This is a genomic window from Gluconacetobacter brunescens (assembly GCF_048695475.1).
In the GTDB taxonomy this organism is placed as follows: Bacteria; Pseudomonadota; Alphaproteobacteria; order Acetobacterales; family Acetobacteraceae; genus Gluconacetobacter.
Genome location: NZ_JBLHEN010000001.1, coordinates 2,176,778 through 2,196,194, shown reverse-complemented (window position 1 = coordinate 2,196,194; position 19,417 = coordinate 2,176,778). Strand labels below are relative to the sequence as shown.

The following is a 19,417-nucleotide window of genomic DNA, read 5'->3' as shown; positions in this document are numbered from 1 at the left end:
GGAGAATGGGGGCGGGGCGCATCGCGGATGGGGCATTGCCGCGTGATTTTGTCCACATCATCTGTATTTTCTATTTATTTTTATTGAGAAATTCTACCCCAAAACTCAGAAAATTCATTTCATGCCTTTGTGAGCATCGAGAAAACCCCGCGCGATGACCTTTTATGTTGTCCGATATGATCCGTGGAAAATTTTTATCTTTGCAGTTGATATGTGAGAATATAATTTTCATGGGTGCGCGCCATTCACACGGAACGTGATCTCGACGCGGGGCGGGAATCCGGCGTCTTGCGCGTCATAAACATGCACGGGCCGGCGTGGTTCCGCGACGGCGGTGGCCAGCGTCATGATCGGCAGCGCGCGCGGTTCGATGAGCCTGAACAGCACCACGATACGTCGGGAGCACACGACGCGATTTTCATAAAAAATAACTTTGAAATAGAGAGTGATTTGTTTTAGCTTTCCTCCTGTTCCCGCCGGCACAAGGCGGCTCCTATCCACCGCATCGTCCACCGCACCATTGCGAGGCTCCCATGACCATCCGCACCGACACGTCGCTGCATGACGACCTGACCTTCATGCGTGCCCTGGCCGAGGCCGGGCGCAGCGCGCCGCTGACCAGCGGCCCCTATTTCCTCAGCGCCGGCCTGGTGTTCGGCCTGGCCAGCTTCGTCGCCTGGGCGGTCGCGACCGGGCACACAATCCTGCCGCCGCAGGCCCAGGTCTGGGTGTGGCTGGCGGCGATGGTCGTCTATCTGCCGGTGATCTGGTTCCTCAACCGCGCGCAGCCCGGCCGCCCCGGCAGTGTGGTCATGGTCAACCGCGCCATCGGCATGATGTGGAGCGGACTGGGCACGGGGATCGGCGTCATGTTCCTCGCGGGCATGATCCTGGCCTGGCGCAGCGGCACGCCGATCGTCTGGGTGATGTTTCCCTCGGTGATCCTGGCGGTGTACGGGGCGGGGTGGAGCGCCACCGCCTTCATCGCGGGCCAGGCCTGGCTGCGGATGGTGGCGGCGGGGGCCTTCGCCGGCGCGTTGGCCGTGGCCGCGACGATCGACAGCCCGGCGGTCCTGCTGCTCTACGGGCTGCTGATCCTGCTGCTGGTGGCGCTGCCGGGCTGGGTCCTGCTGCGCCGCGAAGGCCGGGCGGCCTGACGGGTCATGGATAATTTCGATATCGGGCAGATCGACGACGTGATCCATGGCCGCGTGCGGCTGGGCATCATGGCCTATCTGTCCTCGGCCGGAATGGCGGATTTCACGGCGCTGCGCACCCATCTGGGCGTGACCGACGGCAATCTGTCCACCCATCTGCGCAAGCTGGAGGATGCCGGCTACGTGGTGCAGGAGAAAGGCTTCGCCGGCCGCCGCCCCCTGACGCGGCTGATCCTGACCGACAGCGGCCGCGCCGCCTTCATCACCTATCTCGACGCGATCCGGCGGCTGGTCGACCAGCCGCCGGGTTGAAAATCCGCAGGGAAGGGGGCGATGTTTTGCGCGTGACGGCGGCCCCCCGACTTGCGAAAATCGGGCGATGACTGCCCATCCCGCTTACCCCGCCGATTTCCCGACCCTGAGCCGGGCCGCCGCCACCCGACGGGAACGCCATGCCGGCGGCCGCGCCCTGCGCCACAGCCTGCCGCGCGGCGCGCATGCCGACTGGGCGCCCCCGCCCGGCCGCGCCGACCCGGTGGCGATCCTGGAACGGCAGGGGCAGGACCGCATCGCCGGCCTGCTGCCGATCCGCTACCGGCGCATGGCGGCCTCGCCCTTCGCCTTCCTGCGCGGCGCCGCCGCCGTGATGGCGGCGGATCTGGCGCAGACGGCCTGGACCGGCCCGAGGGTGCAGGCCTGCGGCGACTGCCATCTGGCCAATTTCGGCGCCTATGCCTCGCCCGAGGGCGCGCCGGTCTTCGATATCAACGATTTCGACGAAACCCTGCCCGCGCCTTTCGAATGGGATATCAAGCGCCTGGGGGCCTCGCTGGTGCTGGCGGGGCAGGAGACCGGGCTTGCGGACGGCGCGGCGCGCACCCTGGCCGTGCTGGCGGCGCGGGCCTACGCGGCCGAGATGGCGCGGCTGGCCCCGCTGACGCCGCTGGAAATCTGGACCAACCGGATCGACCTCGCCGCCGCGATCGAGGCGTTCGCCGACGGCCGGGCACGGCGCCGGGCGCGGACCCTGCTGGCCGAACGCATGGACAGCGCCCGGCGCCATTTCGGCCTGGTGGCCGACAATGGCGGCATGCCTTCCCTGCGCGAAAAGCCGCCGCTGGTCATGCGCCTGCCCGCGCATGACGAGAGCGTGCGCGACGCCTTCGCCCGCTATGTCGCCACCCAGCCGCCCGAGCGCGCCATCCTGCTGGCGCAGTACCGCCTGCGCGACGTGATCTTCAAGGTCGTGGGGGTCGGCAGCGTCGGCACGTTCTGCGCCATCGGCCTGTTCGCCACCGCCGATGGCGACAGCCTGCTGCTCCAGATCAAGGAGGCGCAGGATTCGGTGCTCGCGCCCCATGCCGGGGTCTCGGTCTTCCGCAATCAGGGGCAGCGGGTGGTCACCGGCCAGCGCATGATGCAGGCGGCATCGGATGCCTTCCTGGGCTGGACCCACACCCAGGGACAGGACGAAGCGGAGGACGCCCGCCACGACCTTTCGGGGGCCGGGCGGCAGTTCTATGTCCGCCGCCTCAAGGATTCCCGCCTCGCCGCCATCGGCACCGAGGTCGCGCAGGAAGGGCTGGCGGATTACGCGCCGCTCTGCGGCCGCGCGCTGGCCCGCGCCCATGCCCGCACCGGCGACGTGGTGGCGCTGGCCGCCTATCTGGGGCGCGGCCGGGCCTTCGCCGATGCCATCGGCGGATTCTCGTCTCTGTATGCCGTGCAGACCCGCCGCGACTGGGAGGCGTTCCGCAAGGCGATCGCCGCCGGGCGCCTGCCGGCGGGGGATGGAGGGGTCTGACATCATGGCAGCCGGAACCGGGCCGGGACTGAAGGCGGCCCTGGCGCCCACGGGCCTGCTGGCGCGCCTGCGCGCAGGAGGTGGCTGGAGCGACGCGCTGGCCGGCCTGACGCTGGCCTCGATGAACATTCCACAGGTGCTGGGCTATGCCGCCATCGCCGGCATGCCGGCGGTCACGGGCCTGTACACCGTGCTGCTGCCGCTGGTGGCCTTCGCGGTGCTGGGGTCGTCGCGGCATCTGGTGGTGGCGGCCGATTCCGCCACCGCCGCCATCATCGCCAGCGGGCTGGCGGGCATGGCGGCGGCGGGCAGCCCGCGCTACGTGGCGCTGGTCGGCGCGGTGGCATGGCTGGCGGCGGCCTTCCTGCTGGGGGCGCGGCTGTTCCGGCTGGGGTTCCTGGCCGATTTCTTCTCGCGCACCGTGCTGGTCGGCTTCCTTGCCGGGGTGGGGGTGCAGGTGTGCATCGCCATGTCGCGCGACATGCTGGGCGTGGCGGCCCCGGCGCATAATCCGCTGGCGCAACTGGCGCAGGTCGCGCGCGGGCTGCCGGCGGCCAGCGGATTATGCGCCGGCCTCTCGCTGCTGGTGGTGGCGCTGATCCTGGCGGCCGGCCGGCTGGTGCCGCGCGCGCCGATGGCGCTGGTCGCGGTGGTGGGCGCCATCGCCGCCAGCCGGGTGTTCGACCTGGCCGGGCATGGAGTGGCGGTCATCGGCCCCATCGCGGGCGGCCTGCCGTCGCTGGTCCTGCCGGACGTGACGTGGAACCAGATGCTGGCGCTGCTGCCGGTCGCGGGCTCCTGCGTGGTGGTGATCATCGCGCAGAGTGCGGCGACCTCGCGCGCCTTCGCCCTGCGCTGCCACGAAAGCGTGGACGAGAACGCCGATATCCTGGGCCTGTCCGCCGCCAACGCCGCCGCCGCGCTGACCGGCGCCTTCGTGGTCAATGGCAGCCCCACCCAGACGGCGATGGCCCTGCGGGCGGGGGCGCGCAGCCAGCGCGCGCAGCTTGTGTTCGCGCTGGTCACGCTGGTCGTGCTGCTGGTGCTGACCGGGCCGCTGCGCGACCTGCCGCGCTGCGTGCTGTCCGCCATCGTCTTCAGCGTCGCGGCCGGCATGATCGACTGGCGGGGCCTGCTGGCCATCCGGCGCGAGAGCCCCGGCGAGTTCCGCCTGGCCGTGGTCACCGGTGCCGCCGTGGTGGGGGTGGGGGTGGAGCAGGGCATCTTCCTGGCGATCGCGCTGTCGCTGTTCCGCCATGTCCGCCACAGCTATCGTCCGCACAGCATGGTGCTGCTGGTCGACGATGCCACCGGCATGCTGGAGCCGGTACCGGTCGGGCCGGGCATGCAGACCGAAGCCGGGCTGGTCATCTATCGTTTCGGCGCGGACCTGTTCTACGCCAATTGCTCCCGCTTCGCGGATGACGCGCGGCTGCTGGTCAACAGCGCGCCCACCCCCCTGCGCTGCCTGATCGTCGATGCCAGCGCGATCACCGATCTGGACTTCTCGGCCGCCGGCACGCTGCGCGACCTGCTGGCGGAACTGCGCGGGCGGGGCGTGCATGTGCTGTTCGGCCGCGTTTCGCCCTATCTGCGCGCCGACATGGACCGGCACCGGATTACGGCGGTGGCCGGCGCGGACTCCTATTTCACCGCCTTGCATCCCGCGATCCGCGCCGGCCGCGCCATCGTCCGGGCAGAGGGTGCGGCCCGCTCCACAATATGAACATGCCAGTCCCCCTGTTTCCGAGACGGACAAGGTCGGGTATGAGTGCGATTGGGGGATATGCGGGGTTTGATGGCGCATGGTGGATGATTTTCATGACGTCATGGCACTGGCGATCGAAGGGAGCGGGACCGGCATCTGGGACCGCGACGTCATTACCGGCAAGATCAGGTATTCGATCGGCTGGCTCGAAATACTGGGTTATGAGCGCGGCGAGATTTCCCAGCAGATAGAAGACGCCCACGAGCGCATTCATCCCGACGACCTGGCCTACGTCCGGGAAACCATGCAGGACCATTTCGACGGGCGCACCTCGGTCTACGAGGTCGAGCACCGGCTGCGCTGCAAGGACGGCAGCTACAAATGGGTGCTGAGCCGAGGCATGGTCATCAGCCGCGATGCACAGGGCCGGGCCCTGCGCATGGTCGGCACGACCGCCGACATCACCTCGACCCGTCTCATGGCCGAGCGGCTGCGGCAGAGCACCAATCTGGTCGCCAACCTGACCAACCAGATTCCGGGGATGATCTTCGAATCTCGGCGCGCGCCCACCGGCGAGGCCCGCATGACCTATGTCAGTTCCGGCATCGGCGAGATCTTCGGGCTGACGGCCGCCGACGTGGCGACCAGCACCGCCTCCATTCACCAGCGCATCTACCCCGACGACCGGGCGATGTACCATGCGTCGCTCGATGCATCGCAGCGCGACCTGGTGCCCTGGCAGTGCATCTTTCGCGTCGACCTGCCGACGCGGGGATTGTGCTGGCGGCAGATCGACGCCCGGCCGGCCCGCCTGCCGAACGGCGACACGCTGTGGCACGGCCTGGTGACGGACGTGACCGAGCGCATGGAAATGGAGCAGCAGCTTCATGATCTGGCGCGGCTGGACCATCTCAGCGGCCTGCCCAACCGGCGCGCGTTCCTCGAGCGGATGGAAAAGACGTGGTCCGGCCTGGTGCAGGCGCGGCTCGACCGGGTGGCGGTGATGATGATCGATGTCGATCACTTCAAGTCGATCAACGATCGCTACGGCCACGCGGCGGGCGACGAGGTCATCCGCCACGTCGCGGCGATGATGTCGTCCGTCCTGCGGTCCAATGATATCACCGGGCGGATGGGCGGCGAGGAATTCGCCGTCTGCCTGCCCAATGTCGGCCTGGCCGAAGCCGGCCGCATCGCCGAACGCCTGCGTGTCGAGATCGCGGAGACGCAGGCCTGGTTCGAGGATGTCGCCATTTCGCTGACGGTGAGCATCGGAATTGCCGCGATGCTGACCACCGACCGGAATGGCGAGCAGGTTCTGGCGCGGGCCGACAAGGCGTTGTACGAGGCCAAGCAGGCGGGCCGCAACCGGCTGGCCTTCACCGAGGATGCGGGCTGAGAGGCTCCGGGGCATGCGGGCCGAGGAGCGGTCCATGACGGCCATGCCGACGGCGGGGTCGGGACTGGGATTGGGGCTGGCATACGGCGTGGCGGCCGGCGCGTTCTGGGCGCTGGGGTTCCTCGCACCGGCGCTGGCGGGCGATTTCACGCCGTTGCAGGTCTCGATCGGCCGTTATCTGGCCTATGGCGCCTTCTCGCTGGTCGCGCTGGCACCGCGCTGGCCGACGGTGCGCGCGACGGTCGGGCGGCGGGAAATCCGCGTCCTGTTCCTGCTCGGGCTGCTGGGCAACATCCTGTATTATGTCCTGCTGTCCTATGCGGTGCGGCTGGGCGGCATCGCCGCCACCTCGCTGATCATCGGCCTGCTGCCATCGGTGCTGACGCTGGTCGGCAGCCGTGACGACGGCGCGGTGTCCCTATGGCGGCTGGCGCCTTCGCTGCTGTTCAGCCTCGCCGCCATCGCCTGCATCGGCTGGGGGGCGATCGGCCCTGCTGGTCCGGCGGCAGGGCGTGCGCCGCTGCTTGGCTGGCTGTCTGCCCTCGGTGCCATGCTGTCCTGGGCGGCCTTCGCCGTCATCAACCAGCGCTGGCTGGCCCGGCTGCACCATGTCTCGGCGCAGGAGTGGAACCTGCTGACCGGCGGCGCCACCGGCGTTCTGGCGCTGCTGGTCGCGGGGCCCGCCTTCCTGCTCGGGACGCCGGGCACGGCCGGCGGGCGGGACTGGGCGCGGTTCGTGGCCGTGATGGCCGGCACCGGCTTCCTGGTGTCCATAGTGGGCAATGTCTTCTGGAACCGCATGAGCCGCCTGTTGCCGCTGACGCTGGCGGGGCAGATGATCCTGTTCGAGACCCTGTTCGCGCTGCTCTACGGTTTCCTGTGGGAGCGGCGCCTGCCGGGCACGATCGAAATCGCGGCCATGCTGCTGGTCTGCGCCAGCGTGCTGTCGGGCATGGCCGTCCATCGCCCGGCCGCCGGCACGCCGGCCCCCGAACCGTCCTGATATGTAAAGGCAGGCGACCTGAACAGCCGGTCTGCCGAGCGAGAGTGCCGCATGGCGGCATGCCCGGCGTGTATTTCCGAGCATCGGAGCGGAGTGGCCGTGATGGCCATGAGCGCCGAAGCGCAGGAAATGCGCGTCGGATCGCCGGCAAGCCGGCCCCCGAACCGTCCTGATATTGTGAAGGCAGGCGGCCTGAACAGCCGGTCTGCCGAGCGAGAGTGCCGCCCGGCGGCACGCCCGGCGTGTATTTCTGAGCATCGGAGCGGAGTGGCCGTGATGGCCATGAGCACCGAAGCGCAGGAAATGCGCGTCGGATCGCCGGCAGACCGGCTGTTCAGGCCGCCTGGTCGTCGAGTGTGCGGAACATGACGTGGCAATCCACCGGCCCCAGCGTGGCGTGGCGATAGGCGCCGGGCAGGGTGCCGACGATCAGGAACCCGGCCCGGCGCCAGAGCCGGATCGCAACCTGGTTGCTGGCCACCACCATGTTGAACTGCATGGCGGTGAATCCCAGCCGCCGGGCCTCTGCCAGCGCATGCGCGCACAGCGCGGCGGCCACGCCCTGCCCGCGCGCCGCCGGCGCCACGATAAAGCCGGCATTGCAGACATGGTCGCCCGGCCCGGCGGCATTGGGCTTGATGTAGGAACTGCCCAGAATGGTGCCGTCGCGTTCGGCCACGAAGGTGGCGCGCGGCGCCTCACCCCACAACGCCCAGCCCGCCACACGGTCCAGTTCGGGGTCCAGCGCATAGGTTTCGCGCGCGCGGGCGATGTCACGCAGGATGGGCCAGACCATGTCGAAATCGTCGGGCCTCATCGGGCGGATCAGCATGCGGAATTCCTCGTCGCGGGAGCGCGGCCGGCACCATAGACCCCTGCGCGCGCCAGGGCGAGGAGGCGCGGCCTATCGCCGCGCAAGCTGCCCCGGCTGGCCGCACCGCGCCAGCAGCGCGCGCAGGTGGTTGACCACGGGGAAGACCTCGCGGTTCCGGTCGCCGCCCTGCGCGTCCCACGCCTGCTGCTCCAGTTCCACCACCTCGCGGTCTTCCTCGAAGATCCGGTTGGTGAACACCGCCAGCGCCGGCCAGATCAGGTCGATCAGGAACGGAATCTTCGGCCGCCGCACCGACAGCAGGCCGAAGGCGCGGCTGGTGCGCTGGTCGGCGCTCTGCGGCACGTAGGCCACCCACAGATCCATCATCAGGTCGCCGTCCTTGTCGACGATGCTCAGCGTCTGGTACGGATATTCGGTGCGGATCGTCACTACTTCCTCGACCGGCTGCTCCTTGCCCTTCAGGTCGCGGTGGCGGCCGAAGATCAGGGCCTCGGCCAGGGGCTGGTGGGTATCGGTGCGGGCGAAGCTGTAGCGGGCCTCGACGAAATTCTCGCCCCGGTCCTGGCCCAGGAAGCGCGCGCGGATCTGCCCCATCTGGCGGCGGTGCAGGAACTGATGGTTCATGTCCATCAGGTTCTCATGCATGAAGGTGTAGTGGCAGGCCACGCGGGGGCCGAACTGCCGTGTGCGGTATTCCGGGTCGCCCACATGCGCCAGCCGGGGCATCGGCACCGAATCGGCCAGCACCGGGTCGCCGGGGAAGATGAAGATCAGCCCGCCCTCTTCGCGGCAGGGATAGGTGCGCACGCCGTTGGGCAGCTTGCCCTTGCCCAGATACGGCACGTCGATGCAGCGGCCCGACCGCCCGTAGGCCCAGCCGTGATAGCAGCACTGCACCGCCTGGCCCTTCACCGTGCCCTTGCTCAGCGGCACCTGCCGGTGGGCGCAGCGATCTTCCAGCGCGAAGACCGCGCCCTCGGTGGGGCGGACGAGGGCGATCGGCAGCCCGGCATAGCGGGTGCCGATGGTCTTGCCGGCCTTGAGTTCATGCGACCAGGCCACGGGGTACCAGAAATCGGGGTCGCAATCGACCGTGCGCAGGTCGGGGCCCCCGGTGCTGACGTCCGTGTCACGCTCGGTGATGGTGATCTGGTCCATGCTCATGTCCGTTCCGGTTCTTTCCTGATCGCGCATTGTCCTCCCTCGGCAACGTCCCTGTCTCGCCCCAGTTGTGAAACCGAGCCTTGCAGGAAACGAAACGGCAGCCTCCGCCCCGCTTGACACGCTGCGCGGCGGCGCTTCAGAGGGCCTGCGTCTTCCGGGTCGGGTCCGATTATCAGGGATCGCTCTCGAAATGTCATGCGCCGGAACGATCGGGCGCGCCGGTCGTTGAAACCGGTGGCGCCGCCCGCTGGCCGGCGGCCGGCTCGCCATCGGGAACGCTGACCCGCGCTCCCGGTCTTTCGCCTGTTCCCGATCGGTTTTATGCTGTCCCGACAGGGCCATCCGGCTCCGGCTTCGCGCCTCGCGGAGGCCGACAAGGCGGCAGACTGGCTGCCGGCGCGCCGCAGCGGCGCGGGTATGGAGAAACAGGGCATGGCCGTTCGCAGTCTTCTTCTGACCGTCATGGTGGGCGCAGGCGTTGCCGCCGCGTCCATCGCGCCGGCATGCGCCCAGTCGCCCGTCTATCAGGGCCGGCGCGGCGCCGCGGTCGGGATCGCGGCGGCCGTCGCCAGCAAGGACCGGCCGGAAGACGACATCGCCAGCGACAAGAACCGCAAGCCGGCCAGCCTGCTGGCCTTCGCCGGCCTGAAGCGCGGCATGAACGTCGCCGACATCATGCCGGGCAAGGGCTATTTCACGCGCCTGTTCAGCAACGTGGTCGGTGGCGAGGGGCATGTCTGGGCCATCGTGCCGACCTGGCTGGTGGCGAAGAAGCCCACGGCGGCGGATGCGGTCAAGGCCACCGCCGCCATGCCGGTGTTCTCCAACGTCTCGGTCCTGGTCCAGCCGCTGGACGCGATTCAGGTGCCCAGGCGGCTCGACCTCGTCTGGACCGCGCAGAATTATCATGACGTCTATTACGGCGCCGGCGCCGATGCCGCCCTGGCGTTCGACAAATCGGTGTTCGCGGCACTGCGTCCGGGCGGCGTGTTCATCGTGATCGACCATGTGGCCAATCCGGGCGCGGGCGCCGACGTGGCGAAGCTGCACCGGATCGACCCGGCGCTCATCCGCCAGCAGGTCGAGGCGGCGGGCTTCCATTTCGAAAGCGAGAGCAAGGTGCTCGCCAATCCGGACGACACCCACGACCTGCCGGTGTTCGACCCCGCGATCCGGGGCCATACCGACCAGGTCGTGCTGAAATTCCGCAAGCCGGCGCGCTGATGTCTGCGCCAGGCGGGCGCGGCAGCCGGAATCGGGATCTTTCCAATCGGGGTGTTTCAATGAGAATGCGATCCCTCCTGATGGCGGCGCTCATGCCCGCGCTCGCCGCCTGCCAGGCCCCGCCCCGCCCGGCATCCTCGGCATCCGTCGCCCCGGCCGTGCGCGCCGCCGGCACGCTGACCGACCAGGCGCCGCTCGACCCGGCCGACGGCGTTCCGGGGTCGGGGCCGGCGCTGGCCATCACCTATCTCTCCACCGACGGCGTCACCGGGGTCGGCCTCGTGCCCGTGACGGGCGAGGTGATCTATCCGGCCGGCACGCCGCCGCCGGGGGGCTGGCCGATCGTGGCATGGGCGCATGGCACGGTGGGCATCGCCGCCGCCTGCGCGCCGTCGCGCAATCCGCATTCGGTGCGCGACCAGGATTATCTGGGTGCGTGGCTGCGGCGCGGCTTCGCCATCGTGGCGACCGACTATCAGGGGCTGGGCGCCGGCGGCACGCACCCCTACCTCAACGCCCGCGCCGAGGCCTACAGCGTGCTGGACGGCGTGCGCGCGGCACTCGCCGGCCTGCCGGACCTGCGCGATACGATCATGCTCGTCGGCCAGTCGCAGGGCGCGGGCGCCGCCTTTGCCGCTGCGTCCTACGCACCCGCCTACGCGCCGACGCTCGATATCAGGGGAACGGTCGCGACCGGCATTCCCTACATGACGCCCGAAATCACGAAGGCCCTCATGGCCGGCGCGCACGGCGGCGCCGGCAAGACCCCAAAAGGGCAGGCGGACCCGGTCGTGGCCTATGCCCTGCTGATCGCGGCCGCCGAGGCCGGTCTCGATCCCGCGTTCGATCCGTCGGCGGCGTTCACGCCCAGGGCGATGCGCGCCTTTCGCGCGGCATCGGCAACATGCCTGTCCGGCCTGCTCGACATCGTGCGCGACGACGGCCTGACGCGGGCCAACAGCTTCCGGCCGACGCTGCCGCATGTCCTGGCGCCCGCGCTCAAGACCATGGCCTTCCCGACGCTGAAGCTGGCCGCGCCGCTCTTCGTCGGAACGGGCACGGAAGACCGTGACGTCGCGCCGCAGGGGCAGCTTCTGCTGGTGCGCGATGCGTGCCGGGCCGGCACGACGGTGCAGGCCCATCTCTATCGCGGGCTGGATCATGGGCAGACGGTGATGGCGTCGCTGCCGGATTCCGAATCCTTCACCCGGGCGGTCATGAGCGGCGCGCCCGTTACGCCGGACTGCGCGCCGGTTGCGCGCCCGGCCTCCGCCGGACCGGTGGAATCCGGCAAGAATATGTCTGCGTTATCAGAGAAATAGAGAAAAAGGGCGACGGGAGAAAGAATTGTTTCCCGTCTTGCAAATAATTTCCAATTGTAACGGGAGTGGCCGCGCGGGTTTCCGCGATTTTTTCTGCTGCTAGATTGTCTCCGCCTATTGCGACCGCGACCGGAGGAACAAAAGTGGCTGCCCCACAGAAGACGATCGTGCCGTTGCAGGCAGTCATGGAAAACCCCGCCTCCGCGTCGTGGTCCGCGCAGGTCTTCGCGCGCCTCACCCGCCTCGCGGGCTTCCGCCTGCCGACGGATATCCACGAATGGACGGCACGGGCCGGCATCCGCCTGCCCATGGGCCGCAGGCGGCGCGAGCGCATGGCGCTGGTCGCCCGGCGCGGCATCCTGTTCATCCATGTGCCCAAGAATGCCGGCACCTCGATCGCCACCGCGCTGTATGGCCGCACGCTCTCGCACCAGTCCATCCGCTATTACCAGGACGTGGCGCCGGAGCTGGCGCGCGATCTGCCCAGCTTCGCCATCCTGCGCGATCCGGTGGACCGCTTCCTTTCCGCCTACAGCTACGCCCGCAACGGCGGCACGCGGGACCGCACGGTCGCGCCCGAATTTCGCGATCTCTATATGGGCTTCCGGTCGCTGGACGATGCGCTCGACCATGTCGAGCAGGCCCGTTCGATCTACGGAATGGACCATATCTTCCGCCCGCAATCCTGGTACGTCGCCGACCGGGCGGGGCGGCCGGCGGTGCGGCACCTGCTGCGCATCGACGATATGGCGCACCTGTCCGACCTGATGCCGGAACTGGGGCCCGTGCGCCTGCCACGCCTGAACGAGGGCCGGCCCCACGGCCTGGTGCCGACCGAGCGGCAGCGGGCGCGCATCCTGGCGGCCTATCAGCAGGACGTCGCGCTGTTCGACGGTATCGCCACCGCCTGACGCCGCGCTCTCAGGCGTCCCTGGCGGCAGCCCCGGTATCCGGCAGAAACGCCCCGGCGACATGCGTCAGCCATGAGCGCAGGCGCACCAGGGCCGGGCGTTCCCAGCTGTTTTCGGGAATGAACAGCGTATAGGCGCCGATCGCCACACCGTCGAACGGCGCTTCCGGCGAGCCCACCCGCACCAGCGTACCGTTGCGCAGGTCGTCTTCCAGCAGGAACGGATTGGCCAGGGCCACGCCCTGGCCCTCGCGCGCCGAGGCCAGCACCAGATGGGCATGCCACAGCCGGGCCGCCGGGATCATGGAGGGCGCCGCCACGCCCTGCCGGGCCAGCCAGGTCAGCCATTCATCGCTGTTTTCCTCGGCCAGCAGCGGTTGCGACAGCAGGTCGCCCACCGTGCGGATCGGCCCGACACGGCGCAGGAAGTCCGGGCTGGCAACCGGAAAGACCGGCGGCCGCGCCAGTTCCGCGTGGCGGATGCCCGGCTGCGGTTCGTGGCGACGGCCGTCGAGCTGGTAGCGGATATCGGCATCGACGCCGTCGGACCAGAACCGGGCGCGCGCATCGGTCGGGCGCAGCAGCAGGTCGATGTCCGGATATTCGGTGCGGAAGCTGCCCAGCCGGCGTACCAGCCAGTGAAAGGCGAATCCCGGCACGCACCACACGCTCAGTTGCGGCAGGTCGCCGGCCCGCAGGGCCTCCGTCGCGCGGGCGATCTCGTCCAGCGCGGTGGCGATCCGGTCGTGATAGATCCGGCCCGCTTCGGTCAGCCCGCCGCCCGCGCGGTCCAGCAGCGGCACCCCGGCCCATTTTTCCAGGGCGCGCAGATGGCGGCTGACGACGGCGTGATCGATCTGCAACCATTCCGCCGCGCGGCGGATGCCGCGCGTGCGGCCGAACGCATCGAAGGCACGGAGCGGTCCGAAGGGCGGAAAAGGGCGTCTGTCTGCCATGGAATGCCGGGAATGGAGGAAGCGAACGACGGTGCGGATCAGGATAGTGGTGCCTTTTTGTCACCACAATGGCAACGAAGGCAACTTCTGCAAATTATTTCGATGGATTAACGGGTGTGTTGGCGGTGCATCTGTCGCGGAGAAAGCAGGTGTTCCGGAACAAAAGTTCTTGTCAACGGAACCGCCTTGTTTCGAGACTTGATCCGGGCAGACGACCGGTATTGCGAGCGCGCGACGCGGCGTTGGGGAAAAACGGCATATGCGATCAGGACGGGTTTTGGTGCGAAACGGACAATTCTTGCGTGCGCGACTTCTCGGAACGGCAGTCCTGGGCGGCGTCATCGGCAGCGTGATCGGCGCGCCGGCCTTCGCCCAGACGGCGTCGGACCCCGCCACCGCATCGGCGCCCTCCGCGAAGAAGCCGGCCCATGCGTCCGGCCGCCATGGCGCGGGCCGGGCCGCCCATCCGGGCACCGCGACCAGGGCCGCCACACCGGCTGCAGCCACGCCCGCGCCCGCCCGTCCGACCGCGCCCCCCCGCGCCGCCGAAGAGGCGGTGGATGTCGTGGCCAGCCACCACACCTCGCATGGCGCGGAGACCAGCATCAGCCGCGCGATGCTGGAATCGCAGGTCGCAGGCACCAACATCCTGAAGGCGGTCGGCCAGTTGCCGGGCGTCAGCTTCAGTTCCAGCGATCCGCTCGGCATCGACACCTGGGGCACCAGCGTCTATGTGCGCGGCTTCTTCCAGGATTCGATCGGGATGACGCTGGACGGCATCCCCCTGAACGACCAGACCTATACCAGCGTCAACGGCATCAACATCGCCGATGCCTGGATCTCCGACGATATCCAGGGCGTCGAAACCTCGCAGGGCGCGGGCGGCGTGGACCTGCCGGGCAATTCCAGCCTCGGCGGCACGATGCGCTTCCACACGTCCGACCCCAAGGACAAGGCGGGCGCCAAGGTCTCGCAGGTCTTCGGCAGCTACGGCACGCTGCGCACCTATGCGCGGGTGGACAGCGGCGCGCTGAACCAGACCGGCACGAAATTCTACACCGCCTATTCGCGCTCCGATGAGCGGAAATACGATGCCGACACGCCGGGCTTCATGCAGACGGTCAACGGCAAGCTCGTCCAGCCGATCGGCCATGACAGCCGCATCACCGCGCTGTTCAACTGGAACGATGCCGAAGTCTGGGGCTATGCGGACAAATCGCTGAGCATCCTCAAGAATGCCGGCTGGCGGACCGAATCCTGGGCGCCGAATTATCTGGGCGCCTATAACGCCTCGGAATATGCGTGGGTGAACGATAACGGCCTGGCCTATAACGGCCCGGGTTCCTACGATGTCGGCAGCGGCACGCCGCTGGTGCTGCCCAACGGCACCAGCCCGACCGTGCCGGCCGGCTGGGAGAACACCAACGAGGGCGCCGGCACCGCCTATTACGATGCGGGCCAGTCCACGCGCGACTATCTGGGCGCCATCAATGCCGATCTGGCGCTGACCAATTCCCTGCGCTGGAACACGGTCTTCTATGCCGGCGCGTTCGACAGCAACGCGACATATGGCGATCCCTGGACCCAGTCGCTGGGCACCGGCGCGCCGCTGTCGGAAGAGGTATGGAAGAATTCCTACCGCCGCTTCGGCTTCACCAGCGCCTTCACCTGGCATATCGGCCATCACAGCATCAATGTCGGCGGCTGGTACGAGAACAACTCCCAGCGTTCGGGCCTGTTCTGGTTCAATGAGCCGGTTTACGGCCAGGGCGCCCCGCTGAAGACGGTCGGTCCCTACACCACCTATGGCCCCGCGTTCCAGCAGGGCTACGGTTTCACATGGAACACCAACACCTTCCAGTTCCATGTCATGGATGCATGGCGTCCGGTGGAAGGGCTGACGGTGACGTACGGCTTCCGCTCGATGCTGCAGACGACTGCGGGCGGCGCGGATTACGGCAATGTCGATGCTGGCTACGGCACCGGCGTCGGGGTGGATTCCGGCCTGCCCAGCGGGTCGATGACCTCGGCGGCCGCCTTCCTGCCGGCCGTCAATCTCGATTACCATTTCGGTCGCGGCCACGAGGTCTATTTCGATTTCGCCGAGAACATGCGGCCGTTCATGGTGGCGCCGTCGGGCGGCTCGGTGTCGCCCTGGGCGGTGTCCTCGCAGGATGCGTTCAAGGATCTTCAGCATAATCTGCCGAACGAGCGCGATTTCACCTATGTCATCGGCTACCGCTACACCTCGCGCAAGATCCAGGCCTCGATCGACGGCTATCATTCCGATGTCTACAACCGCCTGATTTCGGCGTCGGTCGGCTCGCTGAACAACCCGATCACCTCGGTGGTCAATTCGAAGCACGCGGTGATGTGGGGCATGGACGCCGCGCTGACCCTGCAACCGTTCGAAGGGCTGGCGCGCGGCTTGGCCTGGACCAACTCGGTCAGCTACAACCACTTCACCTACGCCGATCACGTCAATATCTGTCCGCTCCAGGGCGATTGCGACATCAAGGGCACCAAGATGCTCGCCTATCCGCAGGTGATGTACAAGACCAGCCTGTCCTACGAGTACAAGGGCGCATCGGCGCATTTCGATGTGAACTACTACGGCAAGCGCTATTTCTCGTACATGAACGACACCCATATCTCGCCGTACTGGATGGCCAATTTGGGCGCCAAATACCGCTTCGGCAATCTCAGCGTGCTGAAGAACGTCACCCTGGCGTTCGAGGTCTATAACCTCTTCAACCAGAAATATATCGCGATGATGGGCGAAAACGGCTTCCCCATCGGCGGCCAGTCCGGCGACGGCGGCGACTACCAGTCGCTGGAGCGCGGCGCGGTGCGCGAATATTTCGGCACGATCAGCGCCGAATACTGATCGGGCGAGCGTGTCCGGGCCATGTCGCCCGGACACCTCACGTTCAACAGGGGGCAGGGAAGCCGCGATGCTGGGTTGGAACACGAAGACCGCGTACCGCGCGGCCCTGGCCGCCATGCTGGCCGCCCCGGCCGGCGCCGCCCAGGCCGCGTCGCCGGTCCTGCAAGCCGAGCAGAGCGACGTGGCGACCCTGCCGCCGGTCGGCGCGCACTGGGTCCTGCCGGCGACCGACCGGGACTCCTACACGATCTATGATGCCGATGCCGGCAGGATCCTCGGCACCCTGCCGGCCAGCATCCTGGGCAATATCGCGCTCTCGCCCGACCGGCGGACCTTCTATGTCGCCGACACGATCTGGTCGCGCGTCGATCACGGCACGCGGCAGGACCTGATCCAGGAATATGACGCCCACACCCTGGCCCTGCGGCGCGAGATCACGCTGCCGCCCCGCGCGCTGGCGGTCTACAAGGGGCAGGATTTCGACGTCAGTCCCGATGGCAGATGGGGCTATGTCTTCGACATGAGCCCGGCAACCTCGGTCACCATCGTCGATCTGGCGAAGGGCGCGGTGGCGCGCACGGTCGATATCCCCGGCTGCGCCCTGGTCTTTCCCTGGAAGCAGGACGGGTTTTCCAGCCTGTGCGGCGACGGCTCGCTGACCAATGTGGGCTATGCGGGCGGCGACAAGCCGACCGTCACCCACACCGCGCCGTTCTTCGATGCCAATAACGACCCGATCTTCGAGCAGGGGCTGGTCGATCACGCGACCGGGCGCGCGCTGTTCGTCTCCTATACCGGCAAGGTCTATGACGTGATGCTGGGCGCGAAGCCCGAGATCGCCGCCCCCTGGTCGATCCAGGCGGCCGCCGGCCAGCCCGTCGCCGGCACCGGCGTCCAGGAGCAGGCCTGGCGCCCCGGCGGCAAGCAGCCCTTCGCGTGGAACCGCGCCAGCGGGCACCTGTTCGTGCTGATGCATGTCGGCCCGCACTGGACGCACAAGACCGACGGCACCGAGGTGTGGGAGTTCGATCCCGCCCACCACACGCTGGTCCGCCGCATCGACCTGCCACAGCCCGCGCGCGGCATCGCCGTCAGCGGTGACGCCACCCCACTGCTCTACGCCACGTCGGAGGACGGCAGCATGGCGGTGCTCGACGCGCGGACCGGCACCGTCCGCCGCACGGTAGAGGCCCATTCGGAAGCCATGATCGTGGCGCCGGACCTCCTGCCGGGTCATAACGGGTGATGGATTCCGCTTCGCCGATGACCGTCCTGGCCTGGGCCCAGGCGCTGGACTGGCTGCTGCTGCTGGCGCTGGCGCCGGTGCTGGTGCTGCTGTTCCGTCGCATGCGCTACCTGTTTACCAAGGTGGCGCCGGTCGGCGCATTGATGACGTCCGGCGGCCCGGCTCCCGGCCAGATGCTGGCCGCGCACGCCCTGCGCGCGCTCGACGGCACGGTGCTCGCCGTGGGCGGCGCGCAGCCCGAAGGCACGCGCACGCTGCTGCTGTTCGTCTCCGGCACCTGCCCGATCTCGCGCAAGATGCTGCCCATCGCGCAGGATTTCGTGCGCCGCGAAGCCATCGACCTGCTGTGTCTGGGCGACGATACCGATGCGATGCAGCGGGACCTGGTGGTGCGCTTCGGCCTCTCGCCGTCCCGTTTCGTCAACGACCCCGAGATCGGGCGCGAACTCGGCATCGACAAGCTGCCCTTCGCCCTGCTGCTCGATGCGTCGGGCAGGATCGTGGCCAAGGGCCTGGTCAATAATCGCGAGCATCTCGAAAGTCTTGTTGTGGCTGGGGAAACCGGCCACGTCTCGGTGCAATCCTATCTGGACGCGCGGCCCCGCGCGGCATGATCGCGCCGGCTCGTCCCGGCCTGTGGAACCTTCAGGAGTAACGCGCCAATGCCGGTTTCTTTCCTCGACACGCTGGGCGAAGCCGTGACGCGCCGGCTGGCGGCCCGATCCTCGCGGCGCGGCGTGCTGGGGCGGATGGGCGCGGCCATGGCGGTGGCGCCCGCCTTCCCGCTGCTGCCGGTGCGCCGCGCCGAGGCCGCGTCGACGCCCACGCCCAGCCCGGCCACCACCCTGACGGATTTCGAACGGCGGGCGCAGAGCACCGATCCCACCAAGTGCAATTACTGGCGCCATTGCGCGATCGACGGCGTGCTGTGCGGCTGCTGCGGCGGCGGCATCCACACCTGCCCACCCGGCACCCAGCCGTCACCGGTGTCGTGGATCGGCACCTGCCGCAACCCCGACGATGGCCGCTCCTACGTCATCGCCTATCGCGACTGCTGCGGCCGCAATATCTGCGCCGCCCCGAAATCCTGCGACTGCAACACGGCCGATCGCGAAATGCCGATCTACCGGCCGCAGGCCAGCAACGACATCATCTGGTGTTTCGGCACGGCCTCGACGGCCTATCACTGCTCCACCGCCGCGATCATCGGCCAGGCCGGCTGAGGGGCAGAGGCGCCGCCGGAAGGGGGCGCCGTGCGACGATGCGCCATCGCTACCCGATCCTCTCCCTGGCTGTCCTGCCGGTCCTCGCCCTGCTGGGCCTGGCCCGCGCGGCCCCCACGGCGGGCGCCCTGCCGGTGATCCCGGCGGTGCAGGGCCATTATCTGATGGGGTGCGGCGGCTGCCACGGCATACAGGGCCGTTCGGGGCGCGAGGTGGTGCCCGACCTGGCGGGGCAGGTGGGGTATTTCCTCTGCACGCCCGAGGGACGGGATTATCTGGTCCGCCTGCCGAACGTGGCCTTCGCCAACCTCTCGTCGGAGGATCTGGCGCGGATGATGAATTTCGTGGTCTTCACCTTCGGCGGGGCCAGCGTCCCGGCCAACAGCCGCCCCTACAGCACGGCCGAGATCGCGGCCCTGCGCGCCCGGCCGCTGCGGATGGCCGACCTGCATGGCTATCGCGAGCAGGTGGTGCGCGCGGTCGTCCAGGCCTGTCCGGCGGCGGCGGGGCTGCATGGGTACGATGTGACGCAGGCGGCGCGTGAGGGGCAGTGACGGCGCACGGGATACGAGGACAAGG

At 68.6% G+C, this 19,417-nt stretch carries 18 protein-coding genes; 14 read left to right on the top strand and 4 right to left on the bottom strand.

Annotated features, from left to right (window positions below; genetic code table 11):
- Positions 1–228: 228 nt before the first annotated feature.
- Positions 229–513, bottom strand: coding sequence for a hypothetical protein (locus ACMAUO_RS09740; RefSeq protein ID WP_420356703.1), 285 nt, complete (start codon positions 511–513; stop codon positions 229–231).
- A 20-nt stretch (positions 514–533) separates the two neighbouring features.
- On the opposite strand from ACMAUO_RS09740, the gene ACMAUO_RS09735 reads away from it, so the two are divergent.
- The 6 genes from ACMAUO_RS09735 (at position 534) to ACMAUO_RS09710 (ending at position 7,071) form a co-directional block, all read left to right on the top strand.
- Positions 534–1,157 (top strand): hypothetical protein, encoded by a 624-nt coding sequence (locus tag ACMAUO_RS09735; protein ID WP_420356702.1) that lies wholly within the window; start codon positions 534–536, stop codon positions 1,155–1,157.
- A gap of 6 nt (positions 1,158–1,163) precedes the next feature.
- Positions 1,164–1,469, top strand: coding sequence for a winged helix-turn-helix domain-containing protein (locus ACMAUO_RS09730; RefSeq protein WP_420356701.1), 306 nt, complete (start codon positions 1,164–1,166; stop codon positions 1,467–1,469).
- Between the two features lie 67 nt (positions 1,470–1,536).
- Positions 1,537–2,961 carry a DUF2252 domain-containing protein gene (locus ACMAUO_RS09725; RefSeq protein WP_420356700.1) on the top strand — a complete coding sequence of 475 codons (1,425 nt, stop codon included), beginning with the start codon at positions 1,537–1,539 and terminating at the stop codon, positions 2,959–2,961.
- A gap of 4 nt (positions 2,962–2,965) precedes the next feature.
- Positions 2,966–4,687 (top strand): SulP family inorganic anion transporter, encoded by a 1,722-nt coding sequence (locus ACMAUO_RS09720; RefSeq protein ID WP_420356699.1) that lies wholly within the window; start codon positions 2,966–2,968, stop codon positions 4,685–4,687.
- Positions 4,688–4,766: 79 nt separating this feature from the next.
- Complete coding sequence (locus ACMAUO_RS09715; protein WP_420356698.1) at positions 4,767–6,068, top strand: sensor domain-containing diguanylate cyclase; 1,302 nt, start codon at positions 4,767–4,769, stop codon at positions 6,066–6,068.
- A 34-nt stretch (positions 6,069–6,102) separates the two neighbouring features.
- Positions 6,103–7,071: a DMT family transporter gene (locus tag ACMAUO_RS09710; protein WP_420356697.1), complete on the top strand. Its 969-nt coding sequence runs from the start codon at positions 6,103–6,105 to the stop codon at positions 7,069–7,071.
- A gap of 334 nt (positions 7,072–7,405) precedes the next feature.
- On the opposite strand, the gene ACMAUO_RS09705 is transcribed toward ACMAUO_RS09710, so the two are convergent.
- A complete protein-coding gene (locus ACMAUO_RS09705; RefSeq protein ID WP_420356696.1) occupies positions 7,406–7,903 on the bottom strand; it encodes a GNAT family N-acetyltransferase in 498 nt (165 codons plus the stop codon).
- Between the two features lie 72 nt (positions 7,904–7,975).
- Positions 7,976–9,070 carry a Rieske 2Fe-2S domain-containing protein gene (locus ACMAUO_RS09700; RefSeq protein WP_420356695.1) on the bottom strand — a complete coding sequence of 365 codons (1,095 nt, stop codon included), beginning with the start codon at positions 9,068–9,070 and terminating at the stop codon, positions 7,976–7,978.
- 321 nt (positions 9,071–9,391) lie between these two features.
- Between ACMAUO_RS09700 and ACMAUO_RS09695 the strand changes: the two genes are divergently transcribed.
- The 3 genes from ACMAUO_RS09695 to ACMAUO_RS09685 all read left to right on the top strand — a co-directional run bounded on the left by ACMAUO_RS09695 (position 9,392) and on the right by ACMAUO_RS09685 (position 12,527).
- Positions 9,392–10,294: a class I SAM-dependent methyltransferase gene (locus ACMAUO_RS09695; RefSeq protein ID WP_420356694.1), complete on the top strand. Its 903-nt coding sequence runs from the start codon at positions 9,392–9,394 to the stop codon at positions 10,292–10,294.
- 65 nt (positions 10,295–10,359) lie between these two features.
- Positions 10,360–11,616, top strand: coding sequence for a lipase family protein (locus tag ACMAUO_RS09690; protein ID WP_420357251.1), 1,257 nt, complete (start codon positions 10,360–10,362; stop codon positions 11,614–11,616).
- A gap of 143 nt (positions 11,617–11,759) precedes the next feature.
- Positions 11,760–12,527, top strand: coding sequence for a sulfotransferase family 2 domain-containing protein (locus ACMAUO_RS09685; protein WP_420356693.1), 768 nt, complete (start codon positions 11,760–11,762; stop codon positions 12,525–12,527).
- 10 nt (positions 12,528–12,537) lie between these two features.
- Here ACMAUO_RS09685 and ACMAUO_RS09680 read toward each other — a convergent pair whose 3' ends face one another.
- Positions 12,538–13,482 carry a LysR substrate-binding domain-containing protein gene (locus ACMAUO_RS09680; protein ID WP_420356692.1) on the bottom strand — a complete coding sequence of 315 codons (945 nt, stop codon included), beginning with the start codon at positions 13,480–13,482 and terminating at the stop codon, positions 12,538–12,540.
- 298 nt (positions 13,483–13,780) lie between these two features.
- Here ACMAUO_RS09680 and ACMAUO_RS09675 point away from each other — a divergent pair, with 298 nt between their 5' ends.
- The 5 genes from ACMAUO_RS09675 to ACMAUO_RS09655 all read left to right on the top strand — a co-directional run bounded on the left by ACMAUO_RS09675 (position 13,781) and on the right by ACMAUO_RS09655 (position 19,392).
- On the top strand, positions 13,781–16,369 hold the full coding sequence (locus tag ACMAUO_RS09675; RefSeq protein WP_420356691.1) for a TonB-dependent receptor: 2,589 nt from the start codon (positions 13,781–13,783) through the stop codon (positions 16,367–16,369).
- Between the two features lie 67 nt (positions 16,370–16,436).
- Positions 16,437–17,615: an amine dehydrogenase large subunit gene (locus ACMAUO_RS09670; protein ID WP_420356690.1), complete on the top strand. Its 1,179-nt coding sequence runs from the start codon at positions 16,437–16,439 to the stop codon at positions 17,613–17,615.
- Positions 17,615–18,229: a thioredoxin domain-containing protein gene (locus tag ACMAUO_RS09665; protein WP_420356689.1), complete on the top strand. Its 615-nt coding sequence runs from the start codon at positions 17,615–17,617 to the stop codon at positions 18,227–18,229. Before ACMAUO_RS09670 ends, ACMAUO_RS09665 begins: the two co-directional genes overlap by 1 nt.
- A gap of 48 nt (positions 18,230–18,277) precedes the next feature.
- Positions 18,278–18,838: a methylamine dehydrogenase light chain gene (locus ACMAUO_RS09660; RefSeq protein WP_420356688.1), complete on the top strand. Its 561-nt coding sequence runs from the start codon at positions 18,278–18,280 to the stop codon at positions 18,836–18,838.
- A gap of 38 nt (positions 18,839–18,876) precedes the next feature.
- Entirely contained in the window at positions 18,877–19,392 is a 516-nt protein-coding gene (locus tag ACMAUO_RS09655; RefSeq protein WP_420356687.1) for a hypothetical protein, read from the top strand.
- Positions 19,393–19,417 lie beyond the last annotated feature (25 nt).